Source organism: Flavobacterium sp. PL002, from assembly GCF_054165825.1.
This window is the reverse complement of the sequence record NZ_CM135110.1, coordinates 2,828,417-2,852,071: the sequence shown is the minus strand read 5'-3', so window position 1 is coordinate 2,852,071 and position 23,655 is coordinate 2,828,417. Positions and strand designations below refer to the sequence as shown.

Here is a 23,655-nt window from a genome sequence, read left to right as displayed (position 1 = left end):
ATTTTTAACAATTTATTAATATCAATAACCGCTTTTCAATAGAGATAGTTCTAATTTTACCTTTTTTAAAAACAAATAACCATGAAACATTTTTACTTAAAAAAACAGCATTTTTTTGTTGCTGTATTGTCTTTTTTAAGTCTTTTCTCTTTTGGTCAAGTCCCGACCTATTATAACGGAACTAACCTTAACCAATCAGGAACTGAACTAAAATCGAGTCTTGCCACCTTAATTAGCAGTAACACCACTATCTTATCCTATACTCCTGGAGTTTGGGATGCTTTAAAGCAAACAGATATTGATCCTACTGACCCTAGCAAAGTATTACTAATCTATGGCTACAACGATTCTGATTCTGATAGCACAAATGATAGAACGCGCTCAAAAGATGCTAATGGCGGAAATGCTGGTCAATGGAATCGCGAACACGTTTATGCTAAATCTTTAGGAGTGCCTAATCTAGGAACTTCAGGACCTGGAAGCGATGCGCATCATTTAAGAGCTTCTGATATTGCTTTTAACGCCACAAGAAGTAATTACCCTTATGGAGCTGGATCAGGAAATGCAGCACTTATAAATAATGCTTATTTCTATCCTGGTGATGAGTGGAAAGGTGATGTTGCTCGAATGTTAATGTACATGTATTTACGCTATGGCGAACAATGTCTTCCTGCTAATGTAACGGTGGGCGCGCGTACTTTTAATAATGATATTACAGATATTTTACTGCTGTGGAATATTGAAGATCCTGTATCTCAATTTGAGTTAAATCGAAACACAATTTTAGAGGGCGTGCAAGGTAATCGAAACCCTTTTATTGATAATCCAGCATTTGCAACAACAATTTGGGGTGGTCCTCAAGCCGAAAATCGCTTCACCGGAAATACCACTGCAGATACTCAGGCTCCTACAACGCCTAGTAATCTAGTTGTAAATAGTGTTACGCAAGAATCTGCAATACTAAATTGGACTGCAAGCACAGATGATGTTGCCGTTTTAGGATACCGCATTTTTAACGGAACTAACTTCTTAGCTTCATCGCAAAATAATAGCTATAACTTAACGAGCTTAACTGCTAATACTAGCTACACACTTACTATTAAAGCTTTTGACGCTGCAGGGAACAATTCTCTAGCTAGCAACACTGTTACATTTACAACTACTGCCGCTACAACAACACCTAATCCTGTTGCTACGGTATTTATTAACGAAATTCATTATGATAATGCTGGAACTGACCTAGGAGAAGGTGTCGAAATCGCTGGTACTGCAGGTACTGATTTAAGCAATTGGTCTATTATTCCATACAACGGTAATGGTGGCGCTAGTTATACTCCCGTGGGAGTGCTTTCTGGTACGATCCCAGAGCAGTCAAATGGTTTTGGGACTGTATTTGTTCCTATCACTGGACTTCAAAACGGTGCGCCTGATGGTTTAGCATTAGTTAATAATCTAGGAGAGGCAATTCAGTTTTTAAGCTATGAAGGTAGTTTTATGGCAACAAATGGTCCTGCAAACGGAATGACAAGCACAGACATAGGCGTTTCACAAACAGGAACCGAAGCTGCTGGATTATCACTACAATTAACTGGATCAGGGACTAATTATACTGACTTTACTTGGTTAACAGCTACAGCAAGCACTTATGGAGCAATTAATAATGGACAATCTTTTGCTAATAGCCCTGTTGCTCTTACTGCTCCTAAAAACTTACTAGCGAGTAACACAACAAGCACAACCACTAATTTAGTTTGGGATGCTTCCAATGGTATTTCGTATAGCATCTATAATGGTACTACTGAAATAGCAACTACAACAGCAACCAACTTTTTAATTACTGGTTTAACAGCAAATACATCTTATAATTTTACAGTTAAAGCAGTAGATGTTGATGACAACACATCTGAACCGAGTAACGTTATTGTTGTGACAACTTTAAATAACAACACAACGCCTACTCCTGCTGGAGCTGTTTTTATAAACGAAATTCACTATGATAATGCCGGAACTGATATTGATGAAGGTGTTGAAATCGCGGGACTTGCTGGAACTGATATTACTGGATGGAGAATTATTCCTTACAACGGTAACGGAGGTGCCAGCTATACACCAATAGGAAATTTATCTGGTATTATCCCAAACCAATCAAATGGTTATGGAACAATTTCTATAAGTATTTCTGGTTTACAAAATGGTGCTCCTGATGGATTAGCCTTAGTAGATGCTAATGATAATGTGATTCAGTTTTTAAGTTACGAAGGCAGCTTTACCGCCACAAATGGTCCTGCAAACGGAATGACGAGTACGGATATTGGGGCAGCTGAATCGAGCACTGCTAACGTAGGAACCTCACTACAGTTAGTTGGAAAAGGAACTAAATATACTGATTTCACTTGGGAAGCTGCTATCAGTACTTCTGGAAAAGTGAATGCGGGACAAAAATTTGGTGATTTGGTTTTCATTAACGAAATCCATTATGACAATGTAGGAACTGACATTGATGAAGCAGTAGAAATTGCTGGTTATGCAGGAACCGATTTAACCAATTGGACAATAGTTCCTTACAACGGAAATGGTGGTACTAGCTACACACCATTAGGAACTTTATCCGGAATTATTCCTGATCAAATGAACGGTTACGGAACCGTTTATGTAAGTATTCCTGGTTTACAAAATGGCGCTCCTGATGGTTTAGCATTGGTTAACCCTCAAGGAAATGTGATTCAGTTTTTAAGCTATGAAGGCAGTTTTACCGCTACAGATGGTCCCGCAAATGGAATGACTAGTACTGACATTGGAATAGTTGAAGAAAGTAGCGCTGCAGTAGGAACATCTCTTCAATTAACGGGTGCTGGATTTAATTATACTGATTTCACTTGGCAAGCAGCAATTGCTACTGCTGGAAAAATAAATACAGGACAGTTTTTTGGAGACGCTAGTGACATTGTTACTGTAATTCCAATTGCCAACGCGCGAGCAAAAGCCGATGGCGAAATTGTTACCGTGACTGGTATTTTAACAGTTTCAGATCAATTAGCTGGTTCGGCTTATATTCAAGATACTAGTGGTGCAATTGCTATTTATGATAAAACAGTTTACGGTGCTGGATTGTTTAAAATAGGAGATTCTATTACAGTAACTGGGGCAAGAAGTTCTTATTATGATCAAGTGCAAATAGGTCCTGTTAGCGCTGTGACTTACAACGGAAATACAAATCAAGTGATCCAACCGCTTACGATTACTTTAGGCGAAATGGCAAATCATCCAGCGGAATTAGTCCGCATAGAAAATACTACTTTTCCTAAACCTGGAGCAATTATGTTTGGGAATTCAAATACTACTATTACTGACGCGAGCGGAACTGCACAATTAAGACTTGATGCTAATGTAACTGAGCTTACAGGTTTTGCACAACCAGAGACTTGCGCTGAAATCATAGGTGTTGTCGCTAATTATTTCACCACGCAACAATTATTACCTAGATTGAGAACTGATTTACCTTGTGCCGAAAAATTCCAACAATCAGGAAGTGATTTGACTATTTCTAAAGATAAAACTCTAGATATCGCAACCTGGAATGTAGCGTGGTTTGGTGATGAAACAAATTCGCCTGCAGCTGGAAAATCCGACTCAGATAACATCCAAAAAGAAGCGGTTAAAGCTGTACTTCAAAATCTAGATGCAGATATTTATGCAGTTGAAGAAGTTTCTGATGACGTTTTATTAGGTCAAATGGTTAGTGAAATGAACGATTATAGTTTTGTTTTATCTAACGCTACTTCATATCCTAATGATACTACAGGTCCCACTCAAAAAGTAGGATTCATCTATAAAAACAAAACTGTAAAAGCAGTAAGTACAAAAGTGTTGTTAAAAACCATTCACCCCTATTATAATGGAGGAGATGCCTCGGCTTTAACCAATTATCCCGAAGCTGATAAAACACGCTTTTTTGCCAGCGGAAGACTGCCTTTCATGTTAACTGCAAATGTTACCATTGACGGTACCGAAAAACAAATTAATATTATCGATCTTCATGCAAGAGCAAATACAAGTGGTGATGCTCAAGGCAAATACGACATGCGTAAGTTTGATGTTGAAGTTTTAAAAGACAGCTTAGATACACAATATCCTAATGCAAATTTAATTTTGCTTGGCGATTATAATGACGATGTTGATTACACCGTTTCAGATATCACTACTACAACTGCATCATCCTACGAAGCTTACGTTAAGGACACAGCAAACTATTTTGTCCCAACAAAAACATTAAGTGATGCTGGGTTTAGATCTTATGTAACTTATGAAAACATGATTGATCACATTACACTTTCTAATGAATTAGCTAATTTATACCTTCCTGAATCAGCAAGAGTGCATTATGAGTTTTACACGAGCGACTATACTAAAACAGCTTCTGATCACTTTCCTGTTTCTGTTAGAATCCAAATGAAACCAATGACAGTTGCTAGCTCTAGTAGTAAAAATATAACTTGTAATGGGGAAGAAAATGGAACCGCAACCGTTGTTGTAACAGGAGGTATTATACCTTACACTTATCTTTGGAACAACGGCGCAACTACAAATAGTGTTTCTAATCTTTCAGCAGGAAACTATACTGTTACTGTAAAAGATGCTCTTAATAAAGCAATAACTACTGCGTTCATAATTACTGAAGCCGATGCGATTGAAATACCAAATGCAGATGATGTAACCGTTTATTATGGTTACAAGGACAAATCTTGCACAACACTTCAAGCTGGTGAAATCATAGGAGGCGTACAACCTTTTACTTATGAATGGAGTACTGGAGCAAAAACTAATGCTATAAAAGTATGTCCAGAACAAACCACTACTTATACGTTAACAGTAACTGATGCAAATGGCTGTACTGCGGTTACAGAGCGAACTGTAACTGTAGAAAACGTACAATGCGGAAACAATTCTAGACACCCAAAAGTAGCAATTTGCCATAAAGGAAAAACAATTTGTGTTGATGAATATGCCGTAAAATGGCATTTAGCTCATGGAGATGTTCTAGGAAACTGCACTAATGACACAAACCCTACTTGTGCTGTAACTAACATAACCGTTTATCCTAATCCATTTGTGAGTAACGTAAATGTTAGTATAAATAGTTCGGCTTTCGCCAAAGTAGATTTCCTAGTGTACAATATTTATGGACAATTAGTAAGTAGGTCTTCTGAAGAAATTAGTGCAGGGAAATCTGTTTCTAATTTGGAATTATCACAATTGAGAAGAGGATTTTATTTCTTAAAAACAATAATTAACGGAAGGGTTGTAAATATTAAATACTTGATAAAAAAATAATTCATCAAGTTTCATAATTTTACTTTTCTGTAAAATAATGAAAGCCATCAAATTCAGTTTTGATGGCTTTTTTTTATGACATAAAAACAACATTCTAAATAGGAATAAGTCTAGCTCCTATTTTCCTGAAATGGTAATGCAAATGTGGTAATAATGCAATACCTAACATGATAAAAAATATCATAATACTCACATAATAATAGTAATCTCTTGCAAATAGTATATTTGTGTGGTTCGCTACTGCTTTACCAAGCATTTTTTTGGCCATCACTTTTGCTTTAAGCGCTGAAGCTCCTTTTGCCAGAGCAATATTCTCATACAATTGTAAGCGTTTACTTGACTCTACATTTAATGTTGTAACCGTGCTTCCTAATTCATGATAATGTACGCTTGTTTGTCTTAAATTCATATATGATATTAGTGCTAAACTAACTGTAAAAGCAAAAAAACGAAATGAAACCCCACTTAAAGAAGCTGAAAAACTTTTAGATTCTGGAACTGAAGTTATCAAAAACAACACAATAGAAAGCATCAATATTCCGTTTCCCATTCCTTGAAAAAATAAGGGCAACAAAACACTTTGCTCATTGGCCTGCGAGCCAAAAACATAAAACATTTGGATATGATACACTAATAGAAAAGCAAAACCAGTAAGCCAGATTAAGCGCATGTTGCGCTTTGTTAAAATAAATCTTGCGGTTATACTGATTCCTACTATAATTCCTAAGGCATTAAAAAACATAATGTAAGCATAATGATAAGAATCTAGATGCATCTTTTCCAGAAAGAAATTATTAGCTACACTTAAATCTCCCTTACAAATGTAATACAGCATAAGCAACAATGCTCCTAACCTAAAATTCCTGAATTTATAAATTCCTAAATCAATAAATGGTCGTTTACTCCTAAGTTGAATAGTGATAAAAATAGTTAGTAATAAAACAATAGTTGCGACGCAAGTCCAAATACGTATACTATCAAACCAGTCGTAATATTGACCATACAAAATCACATAAGCAATTAAAATTAACACTGTAGTGTAAATCAAAAAACTCCTCCAATCTAAATTAAATAAAGGCAGTCTTTTAGTAAGCAAACGCATGTTTCTTTTTAGACAAAGAAAAAGCAATAAAACCCCAGGAATTTGAATGTAAATAATAGCTAAATACAGTACATTAAAATCAAAATTTTGAAATATATAAGCATTAAGCAAATAGGTAAAAGCATTTGCAATTAATAATGTACCGTAAAAAACAGCATAGCCCAAAACTCGCGATCTTTCAGAGTGGTATTGTGCGAAAATTAAATTTAGAGAAACACTAATTAAAGCAACTGTAACGGCTCCTCCTAGATATCTAAAAAGCATAAAAACCATTACATTATTAGTAAAATACAGCGTTAGGTTTATTGCCGTAAACAACAAGACACTCATTAAAAAATACGACTTAGAAGCAAAATAGCTAAAAAAACGCCTTTCTAAAGGAAAAAAACTCGCAATCCCAATGTAATACAAAACAATTGAAAATTGAATATCAGTAGGATCCAAACCATAATAACTCGCAGCACTATTGATTCCGCCAATATATCCTGCCAGCATTGCAACTGCAGGCAAAATTGTCAAAAAAATAATAGCTTTGATGCTCCACCTAGGAACCCAACTTTTAAATATACTTGAAACTTGATCCATTTATAGTTATAATTTAGGGACCAATACCTCAGCATTCATTCCTGCGCGAAGATTTCTAGTTTTTGCAACAGCATCAGTCAAAAGTATTCTTACGGGAAAACGCTGAATAATTTTAACAAAATTACCAGTTGCATTATCTGGAGGTAAAAGTGAAAAACGAGATCCTGTAGCGGGAGCAAGCGATTGTATTCTACCATGAAAAGTTTCATTTGAATATGCATCTACATTAATTTCTACCTCCTGCCCTTCTTTCATATTGGCGATTTGAGTTTCCTTAAAATTAGCTACAATCCATTTTCCTTGATCTTGGTCTACAATAAAGCCTAATGTTTGTCCTTTTTGAATTAATTGTCCCACTTGTAACGTCTTATCACCCATTATTCCGTCAGCTGGAGCGATAATTACTGCATAAGTTAAATTGAGTTTTATACTGGCTACAATAGCTTCTCTTTGTTGCACGGTGGCTTTGGCTACAGCCAATTGAGAATCGGCGTCATTAATTTTTCCTTTTGCCGTTTTATAAGAGTTTTGAACCGCTTTATATTCGGCTTTTGCAATGTCAAAACTGGTTTTTATAGCTTCAAAATGCTGTGGTGTTACGGCTTCCTCTGCTAATAATTTTTTATATCTATTGAACTCTTGTTCTTGCTGCCACAATTTTGCTTTGGCGCCAGCAATACTTGCCTCACTAACTGATGCGCTACTTGTGGTAGTTACCGTATTACTTTCTAAAACTAGCAAAGATGCTTTTGCGGAACTCAACGTCGCTTCTGCTTCTTGCAATTGCATTAAGGTTTCATTTTTATCAATTACTAATAAAGTATCTCCTTTTTGCACTTTTTGATGGTCTCTAAATTTAATTTCTTGGACAAAACCAGTTGTTCTGCTAAGTATTGGATTAATATACTCTTCTACTTGCGCATCATTTGTTTCTTCATAACGATACATTTTTACCAATGTAAAAGCGCCGTAAACCAATAATAATAGCAATACCACAGCAGCAATACTGTACGTTATTTTAACTGTTATTCTGTCTATGCGTTCGTGTCTTTCTGTTTTTGTAGCCATGATTATAGGTTTCCTGTATTTTTTTGTAGTTGGTAATAATGTAATTGCTCTGAGATTCTGGCTGAAATAAGTTCAAATTGTGCTTGTAATAATTGCGTATCGGCGTCAAGTAAATCAGTTATCAAGGAAAGTTGATTAAAATAAGTCTGGTTGAGAATGCGGTAATTCTCTGTAGCTTGTTTTATATTCAGCTCTAATTCTTCAATTTTTTCTTGATCTTCCTGATAGCGTTTGTAGGCTTTATTAATGTCTTTTCGCAAATTATCCTGTACATTCTCTTGTGCTAATTTTTGTTCTTCATACAGTATTTTTGCCTCTTCCTCTTTATGGAAATCATGATAAATCGATGAGATATCATACGACAATTTTACCCCTACAACACCTAATAAGTAAGGCGCATTTGCATAAGGATACAGCTTGATTTGCGGATACGAATAACTATAATCTCCAAACAAACCAATTCTTGGTAATTTATCGGCTTTTAATCCTTCTATATTTAATTTGCTCAAGGCTACTTTTTGCTTTTCGATTTTCTGCAAAGGCGATTTATTTAGCGCATCATCAATATATTCCTCATAGCTCAGGAGCTTATGGCTGTCTTGAAAACCTATTTCATCAGTAGGCTTCAAGAGTTGCTCATCAGGGTCACCCATAAAAATATTTAATTCCTGCATGGTTAATTGTTCATTATTACAAATAGCAGTCAAAGCCGTTTTTTGTTTAGACAATTGCAGTTGTGCTCTAAGCACATCACTTTTTAAAACTACACCTCCATTATAAAGTTTTTGGATTAGTTTTAAACGTTCTTCGTTTTGATGAATATTCTGCTTTACTAACTTCTCAAACTGCAAGTACAGTTGTAACTTTAAATATGATTCGGCAACCTGATAATGAATAGTCTCTATAGTTTCCTCTTCTATATACTGAGACAATTCTTGTTTTACAGCTTCTTTTTCAATGTTTGTTTTAAGCTTGTGGCCGTTATAAATTTCAAAATAAGCATCTATAGTAGCCCCATAAATAGAATGGTCTTCTAGCGGGATAAAGTCGGCTTTATTTAAAATTCCGTTAGTAAAAACTGGAATATTTGCCAGTTTACCATAATTAGCATTAAAACCAATTTCTGGTAACTGCTTGCTTTTTGCATTTTTAATAGCTTCGACACCAGAGGCTGTGTGCAAATGGTTTATCTTGATTTCTTTGCTATTTGCCGCCGCTTTTTCCCAGACTTTTTCTAAAGAAATAGGAATACTATCTTTAACAACTTCCTGACTCTGGGCTACAGTTGAGCAAAGTGCAAATAAGAATGAAGGCACTGCCATTTTATAACAATTAAAATGCATATTTTTCTCTTAAATTAATATGCAAAATTGGGATATATTTTCTAGTCTTATTTTACTAAATAAGCCATATATTTGTCAATATGAGCCAGAAACAAAATCATCCAAAATTAGCGCTTCAAGAGCTATCTTTTTTAGAGAAAGTAGATCAATTTCCAAGATCTAGCTATGTATATCACAGTAATGTAGAAGTACGACTAGAAATGCATAGTCACACTAAACATCAATTAACGTATATCGAAGGAGGAGTGGCTTACTTACAAACTAAGGAGAACTCCTATTTCTTGCCTGCACGCCACTTTGTATGGATTCCAGCGGGATTAGAACATTTTATCGAATTACGAACATCGATTACCATGATGCGCAATATTTATATTCCTAATCAGGCTTTGATGCCAAATAATTTTCATTCTAAAATGGGAATCTATCCTGTTTCAACATTGGTTTTAGAGATGATTTCGTTTACTGAAAATTGGAGTGAAAACATCACAAAAAAAGAACCTGAAAAATATTTGTACATGAAGACCTTAGGTAATGTAATCGCCTCAACAAATAAAACGGCACTAGCAGTTGTGTTACCTACAACTACAAACATTAAGTTGCGCCCTATACTTAGACATATTTACTTTAACGTAGATCAATCCTTGCAGTTAAAAGATATTGCTGCAAAATTCAGTTTGAGTAGTCGCAGTTTATCACGCCTATTTAGAGAAAATCTAGACATTTCATTTTTACAATACGTCAAGCTTACCCGCATTATATTAAGTATGGAAAAACTATTGCAAACCGATCTATCAATTAGCGAAATAGCCTATGCCTCTGGATACAATAGTTTGGCAACGTTTAGCAATACTTTCTTCGAAATTGCAAAAGTGCGTCCAAGTGATTTTAGAAAAAAAAACAGAGAAAAGTCAAATTAAGTCGAATAGTTAACTCAGGTATTTTGTCATTAACTGGATTGTAAAAAACAATTATACACTTAAAATAAAACATTTTATTACTACTTGTCTGCTAAAATTTGAGTAAATTTGATAGAGCACATTTCCTTCTAGATGAACATACATTGAGTAGCAAAATATGCAATTAAATAATTATAAAAAAAAATGTAAACATGGCATTTATAGATTATTACAAAGTCCTTGGAGTAGACAAAAAAGCAACAGAGACTGAAATTAAAAAGGCCTACCGCAAAATGGCCCGAAAACACCATCCTGATTTAAACCCAAATGACAAGCAAGCCGAATTAAAGTTTAAAGAACTTAACGAAGCTAATGAAGTATTGAGCAATCCTGAGAATAGAAAAAAGTATGATCAGTATGGTGAAAACTGGGAACATGGTGAAGAATACGAAAAATCAAGACAACAGCAGCAAAGACAACATCAAGGTAATGGCCAACAAGGAGGCTTTAATGGCTTTGGAGGAGGCGATTATTCTGATTTTTTTGAATCAATGTTCAATCAATCTGGTGGTGGAGGTGGCCAACGTCGCAGTCCACAATATAAAGGACAAGATTTTAATGCTGAATTACACCTTGATCTAAAAGACGTATATACTACTCATAAAAGAACACTAACAGTTAATGGTAAAAACATTCGACTTACTATTGCTGCTGGTGTAGAAAACGGACAAGTAATTAAAATTCCAGGACATGGCGCTGAAGGTGCTTCTGGTGGACCAAAAGGAGATTTATACATTACTTTTTCGATTGATAATCATACTGATTTTAAGAGAGACAAAGAAAATCTTTATTCAACAGTTGCTTTAGACTTATATACTGCTGTGCTAGGTGGAGAAATTACTGTAGCTACGTTTGACGGAAAAGTAAAATTAAAAATCGCCGCTGGAACACAAAATGATACCAAAGTAAAATTGAAAGGAAAAGGTTTTCCCGTTTATAAAAAAGAGGGACAATTTGGAGATTTATATATCAGCTATCAAATATCGATTCCAACCGAGCTATCTGATAAAGAAAAAGAATTATTCACTGAACTTTCTAAACTAAGAACAACATGAATACCGAAAACCTGATAACAGTACATACATTAAGCACTCATTACCAAGTAGAAGTTGCTTTTTTTAATAATTTAGACGAAATAGGACTTATAGAAATTCTAAATATTGATGAGACCCACTACATACATAACGATGCTATTTATAAAATCGAAAAAATAATACGAATTCATCAAGACTTAGATGTAAATATAGAAGGTGTTGCTATTATTTTAAACTTGCTTCAAAAAATAGATTCCTTAGAACAAGAATTAACAACTGTTAAAAATAGTTTAAGGATCTATGACAATTAATTTTTAGCTATAATGACACTTCATTTAAGTGTCATTATAGCTTTTATTTTTTTTTTATATAACACTACAAACACTGTGAAAACAAGTTATTTAAATAGTTTTCATGTTTTAAACCATATAAACTCTTAAAATGTGGTATATTACGCTCATTTACCACACATTAAGCAACATTAGTCGCAATTAAAACTTTAATTAAGGCACGATCTCTTTGCTTTAAACCAAGTTTAAAATTATGAATTACCTAAAAGATGAACTTTACGAATTACTAAAAGAAGATGTTTCAATTTTTGATTTTATTCAAGAATATGCCATTAACGGTATTTCATTTTCTGATTTAGAAAATCCTGAAAAATCATGGATGAATGCCCCTTTTTTTACAATGTTAGGTTATGATTCTAAAAGTTTCGAAAGAAGTCAATTAACACTCCCAAGCTTAATTATATCCGAAAAAAAGTCATCAAATGAAATTGATAAAAATTATATCAATCAAAAAATTATATTTAAAAACAAAGAAGGAAATAACATTATAACCGAATGCAAAGCAATTTATATAAAAAATAAGCTAGGTAATAACAGCCATATTTTAAAAGCATATAAAAAATGTAATATTGTAAGTGAAACTACATTACTAAATGAAGAACTAAAAAAGGAATTTGAAAAACTAAAAAAACAAGATGCTTTCTTAGACCAATGTAATCGAGCTGCAAATATTGGATATTGGGAAATTGATTTGGTTAGTCAAAAATTAAATTGGAGTAGCATGACTAAAGTTATTCATGAGACCTCTTTTGATTATATTCCAAATATAGAAACTGCTATTGACTTTTATAAAGAAGGTGAGAATAGAGATCTTATAGAAAAATCTTTTAAAGAAGCTGTTGCAAAAGGGACTCCTTTTAATCATGAACTTCAAATAATAACACTAAAAGGAAATACTAAGTGGGTGAGATCAATAGGTCAAGCTGCATTTTCTGACGGAGTGTGCACACGAGTATATGGAACTTTTCAAGATATAACCGTTGTCAAAGAAGCGCATATCGCTTTAACTACTGAAAAAGAAAAGTTAATAAGTGTTTTAAAGGGAACCAATACAGGAACCTGGGAGCGGAATATTCAAACAGAAGAAACACATCACAGCGAAATTTGGGCTGAAATAATAGGCTATCCCTTAGCTGAATTACAACCAATAAGTTCTAAAAAATGGGAAAAACTAGTACATCCCGATGATTTATTAATTACCAAACAAAAACTAGAAGAATACTTCAATAAAAAAACAGAATATTATAATGCCGAATACCGTATTAGACATAAAAACGGGCATTGGATATGGGTGTTAGATAAAGGAAAAGTAATTAGCTGGACTGAGAACAACAAACCATTAGTGATGTTTGGTACACATTATGACATTACAGAACAGAAGAAAATTAATCAACGGAACATTCATTTTATAGAACAAACACCCACAGCAATCGCTATGTTTGATAATCAAATGAACTATTTAGCTTCCTCAGAAAAATGGAAAAGCGATTACCAATTAAATGATGAAAAAATCATTGGTAAATGCCACTATGATATATTTCCAGAAATAAAACAAGAATGGAAAGCAATTCATCAAAAATGCTTGATGGGTATTCCTGATCATCGTGAAGAAGATGTTTTTATTAGAAAAGATGGAAGTATTCAATGGTTAAAATGGGAAATAAAACCTTGGCATAATGACAATGGATCTATAGGTGGTTTAATTATGTACACTGCTGATATTACGGTAAGGAAACAATTTCAAGAAAAACTTCGTATCAGCGAAGAAGCGTTTAGAGGTAATTTTGAAAATGCCGCTATTGGTATGGGCTTATTAAATACAACCGGACAATGGCTTAAGGTAAATACTAGCCTATGTAAGTTATTGGGATTTCCTGAAGAAGAAATGGTTACCCAAAATTTTCAAAAAATAACGCATCCAGATGATTTACAAGCCGATCTAAACTTATTAGATGAACTTATAAAAGGGAGACGTTCTTTTTATCATCTTGAGAAAAGATTTATATGTAAAAATGAGCGCGTTATAACCACCATCCTTTCAGCTTCACTAGTACGAGATGAGAATCAAGAACCGCTCTATTTTATTGTACAAATCATTGATATCACTGCTCAAAAAAAGGCAGAGTTACAATTAGCCGATACAATTGCAAAAACTCAGGGACTTATTGAAGCTAGTACACGTGTTGCAATTATAGAAACTAGTTTAGATGGAATAATACGAACTTTTAACAAAGGTGCCGAAAATTTATTAGGTTATAAAAAAGAAGAAATTATAGGTATTGCAACTCCTTTATTGATTCATGTAAAAGACGAAATACAAACCCGTACACAAGAATTAACTGTTAAATACAACCAACCTATTGAAGAGTTTCAAGTTTTCACTTTACCCACTGACAAAGGTGATTATGATACTAATGAATGGACCTACATTAGGAAAGACGGCTCTCAATTTCCCGTACAATTAACGATTACAGCAATTAAAAAAAATGAGGTGATTACGGGTTACTTAGGCATAGCAGTTGATATTACTTATATAAAAGAAACTGAAAAAGAAATACAGTCACTACTTACTGTTACTAAAGATCAAAATGAAAGGTTGAAAAACTTTGCTCATATTGTCTCTCATAATTTAAGATCCCATTCTGGTAATATCACGATGATGATGGATTTATTACTTTACGAACAACCTGAAATAGCAGACAATGAAATTGTAAATTTATTAAAAACAGCTTCAGTTAATTTACAAGAAACAATTAAACATCTTAATGAAGTTGTTTTAATGAATAGCGCTATAAATGAAAACCTACAAAGTTTAAACTTGCACGATTATGTGGAACTGACAATAGAGAATACTCGTTCCTTAATATTTAACACAAATATTAAAATAATTAATGAGATCCCTAAAGAAACGACCATTTTAGCATTACCCGCTTATTTAGAAAGTATTTTACTTAATTTAATTACAAACGCAATAAAATACAAGTCAGAAGAACGAGACAGTATGATTAAAATAAGTAGCACCCAAAAAGAAAAGTTTGTCATTTTAGAAATTGAAGATAACGGAATAGGAATAGACATGAAAAAAAATAGCTCTAAAATTTTTGGAATGTATAAAACCTTTCATGATAATAAAGATGCGCGAGGTATAGGACTTTTCATAACTAAAAATCAAGTCGAAGCATTAGAAGGCAAAATTGAAGTAATAAGCAAAGAAAATATAGGAACAACTTTTAAAATATATTTTAAATATGAAAAAAATTGATATAACCTGTATCATAGATGATGATCCAATTTTCATCTTTGGTACCAAAAGAATCATGCAGTCCGTAAATTTTTGCAAAGAATACATGGTTTTTAGTAATGGCAAAGAGGCCTACGACAACCTTAAAAAAATCATACTTAATGATGAGAAACAGCCCGATGTCATTCTTCTTGATTTAAACATGCCTATTTGGGATGGATGGGAGTTTCTAGATGAGTTCATCAAGATACCAAATGAAAAAAAAATTCACATCTACATTATCACAAGTTCAATTGACCCAGCTGACATAGAAAGAGCAAAAGCGTATGATTTTATAAGCAATTATATTGTTAAACCAATTACAATGGATGAACTCAAAAAAATGATGTTCTAATTATACAATCTCAACGTTTTTTTTAAAGTTACCAAAATACACATCTTTTTTAAGCAATTTCATTTTACCCCAAACCAATTTATTTACCTAATCTAAAAATGAGTAGCTATTAAGATAACTCTAGTGACTTTTAATGCTTTATATTTTTATATAATTAAAAGTAAAACAGCTACTTAAAATTAAAGAAACGAAATTCTTTTAATCACGTCTACATTATCAGGATTAAACTTTAATTATAATAAAACTAAAAACTGCAACTTTACTTTTATAAAGCAATTACAATTGCTAAATTTAACGCGGTATAATTCTTTACAAAACAAAAATCTTTTGTATTTTAACAACCAAATGTATTACCTTACATCCCCTACTTTCTAGTAATTCAGTAGAAACAGGAGATAAAATTTTAAAAAAATAAACCATACAATATGACCATCATAATTTCACTTTGTCTACTATTGTTAGTCGCCTATTTGTTTGATCTTACAGCATCAAAGACAAAAATACCTTCTGTAATCTTACTCCTTATATTAGGTTGGTTAGTTAGAGAAGTTACCGTTTTAGTAGATATAGAAATACCTGACTTAACCTCAACACTTCCTATTTTAGGAACTATTGGATTGATTCTTATCGTATTAGAGGGTTCTCTAGAATTAGAACTCAATAAATCTAAAATTGGATTAATTAAAAAATCTTCTATTGGTGCATTTTTACCTTTAATTGTTTTGGCCTTTTCGCTTGCCTATTTATTACATTATTATGGTGGTTATTCTTTTAAAGACAGTCTTACTAACGCTATTCCGTTTTGTGTTATTAGTAGTGCTATTGCCATTCCTAGTGTACGAAATTTAAGCTCAAGCCAAAAAGAATTTATTATCTACGAGAGTAGTTTATCAGATATTTTTGGTGTCGTTTTCTTTAATTTCATTGCTTTTAACACTAGTTTTGGACTTGAAACCTTCGGATATTTCTGTCTTGAAATTTTAATTATTATTGTAATTTCAGTCGTAGCAACCATATTGCTTTCCTTTTTATTGAATAAAATTGACCACCATATTAAATTCGTACCTATCATTTTACTGATTATTTTAATTTATGAAGTGTCTAAAATTTACCATTTACCAGCTTTAATATTCATACTGGTATTTGGATTATCAATTGGTAATTTAGACGAACTAAACCATTTTAAATGGGCGCAAAGATTTAGGTTAGACTTATTGAACAAAGAGGTTCATAAATTCAAAGAGCTTATTGTTGAGGCTACATTTTTAGTTCGTGCCTTGTTCTTTATGCTTTTTGGATATTTGATTCAAACCTCCGAAATTATAAACACTGATACTTTAGTATGGGCAGTTGGTATTGTAATTATTTTATTTATTTTACGCTATTTACAGCTCAAACTATCTAAAATCCCAATGTTTCCATTACTTTTTGTTGCACCTAGAGGATTAATTACCATTCTATTATTTTTATCCATAACGCCAGAACATACCATTCTTATTGTAAACAAATCACTCATTATTCAAGTAATTTTATTAACGGCAATAATAATGATGGTGGGACTAATGGTGACGGCAAAACAGCAAGAAGCTATTTTAGAAGAAAAAAGAAAGGCAAAAGAAAAAGCGCTTAAAGAGACGCCAATCACATAATCGACAACTATTTTCACAAAGCACAAAAGCCCGTAGTTACAACAAACTACGGGCTTTTTTAAATTTAAAAGCTACATTTTAATTAAATAAAAAAACTCCACTATTTATAAAAGTAGTGGAGTTTGATTCTAAAATTTAATTTGCATTAATCTCATAAGTTTTATGCTCTAAAGTAAAAACATGGAGCGCTTTTGAGTAATTTAATAAAAAAGAAATAACTTCTTTTTTAGGCCCTTTTGCCTTAGCAACCAATGAATTTTTAGAGTAAATTTTCGCCATGTGTATGAATTATTATATCACAATAACGTAATGAACCCATATATATTGTTAGTTAGTCAAAACAATTTGATGTTTGTCAATCACTTTTCTTAAATTCAATAAAGCATAACGCATTCTTCCAAGAGAGGTATTAATACTAACGCCAGTAATTTCTGATATTTCTTTAAAACTCATATCTTGATACATACGCATAATAAGTACTTCTTTTTGGTCAATAGGCAATTCTTCTAGAAGTTTCCTAATATCAATTTCCACTTGTTCTGAAATCAATTTGCTTTCAATAGTAGGTTCATTATCTGACATTATAGAAAAAATAGAAAATTCTTCTGTCTCTCTATATAATGGCATTTTTTTGTTACGTCTAAAGTGGTCAATAATCAAATTGTGTGAAATTCGCATCACCCAAGGTAAAAATTTACCCTCTTCGTTATAAGAATTAGATTTTAATGTTTTTATTACTTTGATAAATGTATCTTGAAAAATATCATTGGATACGTCTTTATCTAATACTTTAGAATATATAAAACCATAAATACGAGATTCATGTCTATTAATTAATGTAGCTAAAGAATTTTCATTTCCAGCTATATAGTTTTGCACCAATAAAGCATCTGGGAGTTCTAAATTAGTCATAATAATACCTTTTAGTTTTTGATTAAATTTTGGAGTAATTTTCTCTAAAAAAAGTAATTTTGTGGTATAGGCTTATTATAATTTAATGTTAATATTGAAGTCCAAAAATAGTAAATATTTTAACTAAGAAACAAATAATTTTAACAAAAAATTAGAAATACTTTACTTATCGTGATCAATCCCGCAATTTTAAAGAGCAAACAGCGTTTTAGCAATCGACAAAATATGTCCTTATTAGTGCATTATTGTTAAACTTTTATGTTATCAACGATAAAATCTTGCGAAAAAATCACATCATTTGCTTCTGCTCTGCCAAAATTTCCTCCAATACTCATATTAATTAGAAAATTAAAATGGATGATCAAATGGCCAAACAGCTTTTTTTTTCTTCTGGATTAAATAAGCTATATAACATTTTACCATCTACATAGAAATCATTTTTTCACTACTCTAATCAATCCCATAAATATGAAATCCATTTTGTATACCTTCAAGTTCAGTTTTCTTACTATTAATCGTATTTCCATCGCTATCTACTGTATGTAAAGAGTTAAAAACAGTATTTCGTTCTTTCCCACCTATTCTAGAATATCAATTTCACCACATTTTAGCCAACAAACATCCAAAAAGCTGACCAGATACCTTTATTATTGGTAATTAGCTTTAGCTTCAAATTAGTTCTATAACTTAAATTTGTGATTTGTTGAATCCTTTTTCTCTGCTTAAAATTCATTACTTTTGTAGAAATACAATTTTTTATGCAAGTTGAGTTTTCAAAATTAGATCCAAAGAAAAATATCATTATAAAAGGCGCAGAAGTACACAATTTAAAGAGTGTAGATGTTGCTATTCCAAGAAATAAACTTGTTGTTATTACAGGACTTTCGGGTTCTGGTAAATCCAGTTTGGCTTTTGACACCCTTTACGCTGAGGGGCAACGTCGTTATGTAGAAAGTTTATCTTCTTATGCAAGACAATTCCTTGGAAGATTAGATAAACCAAAAGTAGAATACATTAAAGGTATCGCTCCCGCAATAGCAATTGAGCAAAAAGTAAATACCACAAATGCCCGTTCAACGGTAGGAACATCTACTGAAATTTACGATTACATCAAGCTTCTTTATGCCCGTATTGGAAGAACTTTTTCTCCTGTTTCTGGAAAAGAAGTAAAGAAAAATACCGTAACCGATGTAGTTGCTGATGTTAAAAAATTAGAAATTGACACTAAATGGCTGCTCTTAGCTCCTATTCATCTTGAAAAAGGCCGAAAATTAGAAGACAAACTTAAAGTATTATTACAACAAGGTTTTGCAAGAATTCTTGTTGATAATGAAATGGTTCGTTTAGATGATTTGCCAACTGGTTTGAATAAAAAAGAACTGTTTTTAATCGTGGACCGAATTGTTGTTAAAGAGGAAGAGGAGTTTTATAACAGACTTGCTGATGCTGTACAAACTGCTTTTTTTGAAGGAAAAGGCATTTGCTATTTACAAGAAATAAAAACTAATAAAAGACACAGTTATTCGAATAACTTTGAGTTGGACGGAATCACTTTTTTAGAGCCCAATGTCCATTTATTTAGTTTTAATAACCCATACGGAGCCTGCCCAGTTTGTGAAGGGTATGGGAACATAATAGGTATCGATGCTGAATTAGTTGTTCCTAACACTACACTATCTGTTTTTGAAAACGCTATTTATCCTTGGCGTGGAGAAAGTATGAGTTGGTTTCGCGATCAATTAGTTAATAGTGCTTATAAATTTGATTTCCCTATTCACAAACCTTATTTTGAATTAACAGAAGCGCAAAAAGAATTAATTTGGATAGGAAACAGTTATTTTCAAGGTCTGAATGATTTCTTTAAAGAATTAGAAGAAAAAAATTACAAAATACAAAACAGAGTCATGCTTTCTCGTTACCGAGGAAAAACCAAATGCTATTCCTGCAAAGGAAAACGTTTGCGAGTAGAAGCCTCTTATGTGAAAATAAATTCAAAAACAGTCTCTGAATTAGTTGATTTACCTATCAAACACTTAGTAGATTTTTTCAAAAATATAACATTAGATGTTTATGAAAAGCAAATTGCTAAACGTTTGCTAATTGAAATCAATAACCGTCTCTCTTTTTTAACAGAAGTTGGTTTAGATTATCTAACACTAAATCGGAACTCTGCAACTCTCTCTGGTGGTGAGTCACAACGTATAAATCTTGCTACATCATTAGGAAGCAGCCTCGTGGGTTCAATGTATATTTTAGATGAACCAAGTATTGGCTTACATCCCAAAGACACTGAGCGCTTAATTAAAGTATTGCTCTCCTTACGAGATTTAGGAAATACGGTAATTGTAGTAGAACACGATGAAGATATCATGAAAGCAGCCGATATGATTATTGATATTGGCCCAGAAGCAGGTACTTTTGGTGGAGAATTAGTAGCACAAGGAACTTATGATGAAATATTAAAATCGACCTCGCTTACTGCTCAATATTTAAATGGTGATTTAGAAATTGCTGTTCCTAAAAAACGTCGTCCTTTTAAAAACTTCATTGAAATAAAAGGCGCGAGAGAAAACAATCTACAGAACATTGATGTTGTTTTCCCATTAGATGTTTTGACTGTAATCACAGGTGTTTCAGGAAGTGGAAAAAGTACCTTAGTGAAGAAAATTCTTTTTCCAGCCATGCAAAAAAAGTTAGAAAACGCTGGGGAAAAAGCAGGGCAATTTAGCGAATTAACAGGTTCTTTTTCGCAAATAAAACATATTGAATATGTAGATCAAAATCCTATTGGTAGGAGTTCTCGCTCTAACCCAGTAACCTATATCAAAGCTTATGATGATATTAGAGATTTATTTTCCAAAGAAAAACTATCTAAATTAAGAGGGTACTTACCCAAACATTTTTCTTTTAATGTAGATGGAGGAAGGTGCGAAACTTGCAAAGGAGAAGGTACAATTAATGTTGAAATGGTTTTCATGGCCGATGTTCAGCTACCATGTGAAACTTGCAACGGAAAACGATTTAAAAAAGAAATTTTAGAAGTAACGTTTGAAGGTAAAAACATTCATGATATTCTTACGCTAACAATTGATGATGCACTTACTTTTTTTGATAAAAACAAACAAGCCAAAATTACTCAAAAATTAAAACCATTACAAGATGTAGGTTTAGGATATGTGCAGTTAGGACAATCTTCATCAACATTATCTGGTGGTGAAGCACAAAGGATTAAACTAGCCTCTTTCTTGGTAAAAGGCGCTACTAAAGACAAAGCATTATTTGTTTTTGATGAACCTACCACAGGATTGCACTTTCACGATATTAAAAAATTATTAGCTTCCTTTGAGGCTTTAATCGAAAAAGGTCATTCTATTTTAGTTATTGAACACAATCTAGACCTAATAAAATGTGCCGATTGGATTATTGACTTAGGTCCTGAAGGTGGCGAAAATGGTGGTAAATTATTAGCTGCAGGAACACCTGAAGCCATTGTAAAAGACAAAAAATCAATCACAGGTTACTATTTAAAAGACAAACTATAATAATATTAATCAACAAGTAAAAAAAAATAGCCTAATACATATTTGTATTAGGCTATTTTTTTTACTTAAAACAGTAAGTATTAGTTGTAACATTTATCTTCAAAGGCGTTTCCGTCTTCATCAAGACCAACTAATATTCTTATTTCTCTTGAAGAAATAAAACTTTTGTAAATCCAAGCAATAGAACCTATTCCTAGGGTAACACATGAAAATACAAAATAGATATTATGATTAATTTTTTGCTTTTTCTTTGACAAAACAGCAAAAGGCAATTTATCATTCCTCTCCTCAATTACAAAACCCTTACTTATTTTATCCCTTAGGATCTTAGAAAATTTCACTGAACTTTCCTCGTTAATAATTAGTTGGCTACTCATAATAATTTGTATTATTTAGTTTCAACATTGTTCTATCTAGTCAAACAGTATTGATATTACAAAATTAAGTTCTTAGTTGGTCTCCCACAATACCCACTTTTAGTGATATTTTAAAAAAAACACTAAATATTTATGAGTTGAAGTTAATTTTCTCAACAAAAATATCAATATACCTTATTATGATTGTTACACTTTACTATTATAAGTTTATAAAATTACAACTTATGGACTTCTTTAAACAAACTATTACCACAGCTATTTATAAAATAATTATTAATAACAAGTTGTCAATGATTATACTATTTTATTTTATTCCAAATTTCTTTATCAGACCATCCAGAACAGCGTTAATTTCCTTAGATACTTTGAATTTATAATTCAAATAAACGTAAGCTATAGTTACTAGTATGGATTTAAGACCAATGGCTATTATGGGATACAATGGAAACTCCCAGAAATAAAATGCTAAAAACAAGATAAAAGTGACTATTAAAGAGGTTACAGTCTGTTTTGTAAAAGGATATAAATGCATCCTTTTAACCACAAAAAGCAATTTAGCTAAACTATATAATGTTATAGACAATAATGTCGCAAAAGCTGACCCTAGTATTCCGTACAATGGTATAAAGATCATATTTAAAACTATTGTAATAAACACTAAGAATAGTCCCAAAAACAGCACCATACGATAGTATTTAGAGTTGAATATAATCGCATTATTATTCCCTAAAATTAAATCAAAATACTTAGACATACCAATTAAAAAAACAACTACTATTCCTCCACTATATTCTTTTGGAACTAATTCATATAACTGATTAATATTTACAAAAATGCAAAGCATTACAAAACCACCTACAACTTGAAGATTAATGGATGTTTTTTTATATAAATCATTCAATTCTTCATACTTATTTTCATGCATTAATTTGGCTGTAATTGGGTAGACAATTTGGTGCATGGCACGACTTGGAACCGAAATCACTAGTGCAATATAGGTTGCAACTGAATAATAGGCTATATTCTCAATTACCATGTATTGGTTAAGCATTAACTTGTCTCCATCCAAAAGTAAATTAGCCACACTACCTGAAAGGATGATATAAAAAGTATATTCTAAAATTGCTTTTACATTAGACGGAATCGTAAATTGAAATTTAGGTTTCTTGATTTTGAAAGCATAAAACATAGTAATCACTAAGGCTAAGAAATAAATTCCAGATGTTACATAAACAAAATCAATAACAGTCATCCATTTAAAATAAACCCCAATTAAGGCAAACAATGAAAACAAACGCAAACCTACCTCTTTTATAAAATTTCCAAAAACGGAATGCATGTGTACTCTTGCCCAAGCATAAAATATTTCAAAATAGGCCATACACAATCCTGTAAACGGAATCAACCAAATAAATGTCTTTACTATTGGATTTTTTTTAGATACAAAAAAAACCAAATCATCAAAGAAAAAAAGTCCGATAAAAGCTAACGGAATACATAATAATAATGGAAATAACACTGTAAAGGACAAAAACCGTTCTCGATCTTCTTCAGTATTATATTGGGAATAAAATTTCACCAGTGTATTCTGCATACCAATAGCAAAAAGAGGCATGATAACATTAGCCGCTGATAATATATAATTTGTTACAGCGTAATAAGTAGCACCAAGAAAAATTGGATATAAATAAAGTGTATTTATAGCTCCTACACCAAAACCGATGTAAGTTATTATTGTGTTTTTTAAGGACTGATTTAATACTATTCCCAT

The 23,655-nt window shown here is 32.3% G+C and carries 15 protein-coding genes; 8 read left to right on the top strand and 7 right to left on the bottom strand.

Going from position 1 to position 23,655, the window contains the following annotated elements; all coding sequences use genetic code 11:
• The first annotated feature begins 81 nt into the window (after positions 1-81).
• On the top strand, positions 82-5,331 hold the full coding sequence (locus ACVEGE_RS12450) for an endonuclease (protein WP_458008544.1): 5,250 nt from the start codon (positions 82-84) through the stop codon (positions 5,329-5,331).
• Positions 5,332-5,425: 94 nt separating this feature from the next.
• Here the strand turns inward: ACVEGE_RS12450 and ACVEGE_RS12445 are convergent, their stop codons facing one another.
• The 3 genes from ACVEGE_RS12445 to ACVEGE_RS12435 are packed head-to-tail and all read right to left on the bottom strand — an operon-like array spanning position 5,426 to position 9,429.
• Entirely contained in the window at positions 5,426-7,018 is a 1,593-nt protein-coding gene (locus tag ACVEGE_RS12445) for an MFS transporter (protein ID WP_192500373.1), read from the bottom strand.
• Positions 7,019-7,024: 6 nt separating this feature from the next.
• Entirely contained in the window at positions 7,025-8,086 is a 1,062-nt protein-coding gene (locus tag ACVEGE_RS12440) for an HlyD family secretion protein (RefSeq protein ID WP_192500372.1), read from the bottom strand.
• A gap of 2 nt (positions 8,087-8,088) precedes the next feature.
• Entirely contained in the window at positions 8,089-9,429 is a 1,341-nt protein-coding gene (locus tag ACVEGE_RS12435) for a TolC family protein (protein WP_192500371.1), read from the bottom strand.
• Positions 9,430-9,509: 80 nt separating this feature from the next.
• On the opposite strand from ACVEGE_RS12435, the gene ACVEGE_RS12430 reads away from it, so the two are divergent.
• The 6 genes from ACVEGE_RS12430 to ACVEGE_RS12405 all read left to right on the top strand — a co-directional run bounded on the left by ACVEGE_RS12430 (position 9,510) and on the right by ACVEGE_RS12405 (position 17,053).
• The gene (locus tag ACVEGE_RS12430) at positions 9,510-10,346 is read left to right on the top strand and encodes an AraC family transcriptional regulator (RefSeq protein WP_192500370.1); all 837 of its coding nucleotides are present in this window, start codon (positions 9,510-9,512) and stop codon (positions 10,344-10,346) included.
• A gap of 191 nt (positions 10,347-10,537) precedes the next feature.
• On the top strand, positions 10,538-11,440 hold the full coding sequence (locus tag ACVEGE_RS12425) for a DnaJ C-terminal domain-containing protein (protein WP_173855565.1): 903 nt from the start codon (positions 10,538-10,540) through the stop codon (positions 11,438-11,440).
• A complete protein-coding gene (locus ACVEGE_RS12420; protein ID WP_173855564.1) occupies positions 11,437-11,730 on the top strand; it encodes a chaperone modulator CbpM in 294 nt (97 codons plus the stop codon). The genes ACVEGE_RS12425 and ACVEGE_RS12420 overlap by 4 nt, the downstream gene beginning before the upstream one ends.
• Positions 11,731-11,962: 232 nt before the next feature.
• Positions 11,963-15,031: a PAS domain S-box protein gene (locus ACVEGE_RS12415; RefSeq protein ID WP_192500369.1), complete on the top strand. Its 3,069-nt coding sequence runs from the start codon at positions 11,963-11,965 to the stop codon at positions 15,029-15,031.
• Positions 15,018-15,404: a response regulator gene (locus ACVEGE_RS12410; protein ID WP_173853233.1), complete on the top strand. Its 387-nt coding sequence runs from the start codon at positions 15,018-15,020 to the stop codon at positions 15,402-15,404. The genes ACVEGE_RS12415 and ACVEGE_RS12410 overlap by 14 nt, the downstream gene beginning before the upstream one ends.
• Before the next feature lie 425 nt (positions 15,405-15,829).
• The gene (locus ACVEGE_RS12405) at positions 15,830-17,053 is read left to right on the top strand and encodes a cation:proton antiporter (RefSeq protein WP_173853234.1); all 1,224 of its coding nucleotides are present in this window, start codon (positions 15,830-15,832) and stop codon (positions 17,051-17,053) included.
• Positions 17,054-17,188: 135 nt separating this feature from the next.
• Here the strand turns inward: ACVEGE_RS12405 and ACVEGE_RS12400 are convergent, their stop codons facing one another.
• Complete coding sequence (locus ACVEGE_RS12400) at positions 17,189-17,332, bottom strand: hypothetical protein (RefSeq protein ID WP_173855562.1); 144 nt, start codon at positions 17,330-17,332, stop codon at positions 17,189-17,191.
• A gap of 48 nt (positions 17,333-17,380) precedes the next feature.
• A complete protein-coding gene (locus tag ACVEGE_RS12395; RefSeq protein WP_173855561.1) occupies positions 17,381-17,965 on the bottom strand; it encodes an RNA polymerase sigma factor in 585 nt (194 codons plus the stop codon).
• A gap of 758 nt (positions 17,966-18,723) precedes the next feature.
• Here ACVEGE_RS12395 and uvrA point away from each other — a divergent pair.
• Positions 18,724-21,507: an excinuclease ABC subunit UvrA gene (uvrA, locus tag ACVEGE_RS12390; protein WP_192500368.1), complete on the top strand. Its 2,784-nt coding sequence runs from the start codon at positions 18,724-18,726 to the stop codon at positions 21,505-21,507.
• Positions 21,508-21,587: 80 nt separating this feature from the next.
• On the opposite strand, the gene ACVEGE_RS12385 is transcribed toward uvrA, so the two are convergent.
• Positions 21,588-21,884: a hypothetical protein gene (locus tag ACVEGE_RS12385; protein ID WP_173853244.1), complete on the bottom strand. Its 297-nt coding sequence runs from the start codon at positions 21,882-21,884 to the stop codon at positions 21,588-21,590.
• Between the two features lie 304 nt (positions 21,885-22,188).
• Positions 22,189-23,655, bottom strand: a complete 1,467-nt coding sequence (locus tag ACVEGE_RS12380) for an oligosaccharide flippase family protein (RefSeq protein ID WP_192500367.1) — start codon at positions 23,653-23,655, stop codon at positions 22,189-22,191.

Bases quoted from the DNA above. Each gene is read 5' to 3' on its own strand.
- ACVEGE_RS12450 (WP_458008544.1), top strand. From the start codon at position 82: ATGAAACATTTTTACTTAAAAAAACAGCATTTTTTTGTTGCTGTATTG.
- ACVEGE_RS12445 (WP_192500373.1), bottom strand. From the start codon at position 7,018: ATGGATCAAGTTTCAAGTATATTTAAAAGTTGGGTTCCTAGGTGGAGC.
- ACVEGE_RS12440 (WP_192500372.1), bottom strand. From the start codon at position 8,086: ATGGCTACAAAAACAGAAAGACACGAACGCATAGACAGAATAACAGTT.
- ACVEGE_RS12435 (WP_192500371.1), bottom strand. From the start codon at position 9,429: ATGCATTTTAATTGTTATAAAATGGCAGTGCCTTCATTCTTATTTGCA.
- ACVEGE_RS12430 (WP_192500370.1), top strand. From the start codon at position 9,510: ATGAGCCAGAAACAAAATCATCCAAAATTAGCGCTTCAAGAGCTATCT.
- ACVEGE_RS12425 (WP_173855565.1), top strand. From the start codon at position 10,538: ATGGCATTTATAGATTATTACAAAGTCCTTGGAGTAGACAAAAAAGCA.
- ACVEGE_RS12420 (WP_173855564.1), top strand. From the start codon at position 11,437: ATGAATACCGAAAACCTGATAACAGTACATACATTAAGCACTCATTAC.
- ACVEGE_RS12415 (WP_192500369.1), top strand. From the start codon at position 11,963: ATGAATTACCTAAAAGATGAACTTTACGAATTACTAAAAGAAGATGTT.
- ACVEGE_RS12410 (WP_173853233.1), top strand. From the start codon at position 15,018: ATGAAAAAAATTGATATAACCTGTATCATAGATGATGATCCAATTTTC.
- ACVEGE_RS12405 (WP_173853234.1), top strand. From the start codon at position 15,830: ATGACCATCATAATTTCACTTTGTCTACTATTGTTAGTCGCCTATTTG.
- ACVEGE_RS12400 (WP_173855562.1), bottom strand. From the start codon at position 17,332: ATGGCGAAAATTTACTCTAAAAATTCATTGGTTGCTAAGGCAAAAGGG.
- ACVEGE_RS12395 (WP_173855561.1), bottom strand. From the start codon at position 17,965: ATGACTAATTTAGAACTCCCAGATGCTTTATTGGTGCAAAACTATATA.
- uvrA (WP_192500368.1), top strand. From the start codon at position 18,724: ATGCAAGTTGAGTTTTCAAAATTAGATCCAAAGAAAAATATCATTATA.
- ACVEGE_RS12385 (WP_173853244.1), bottom strand. From the start codon at position 21,884: ATGAGTAGCCAACTAATTATTAACGAGGAAAGTTCAGTGAAATTTTCT.
- ACVEGE_RS12380 (WP_192500367.1), bottom strand. From the start codon at position 23,655: ATGGGAATAGTATTAAATCAGTCCTTAAAAAACACAATAATAACTTAC.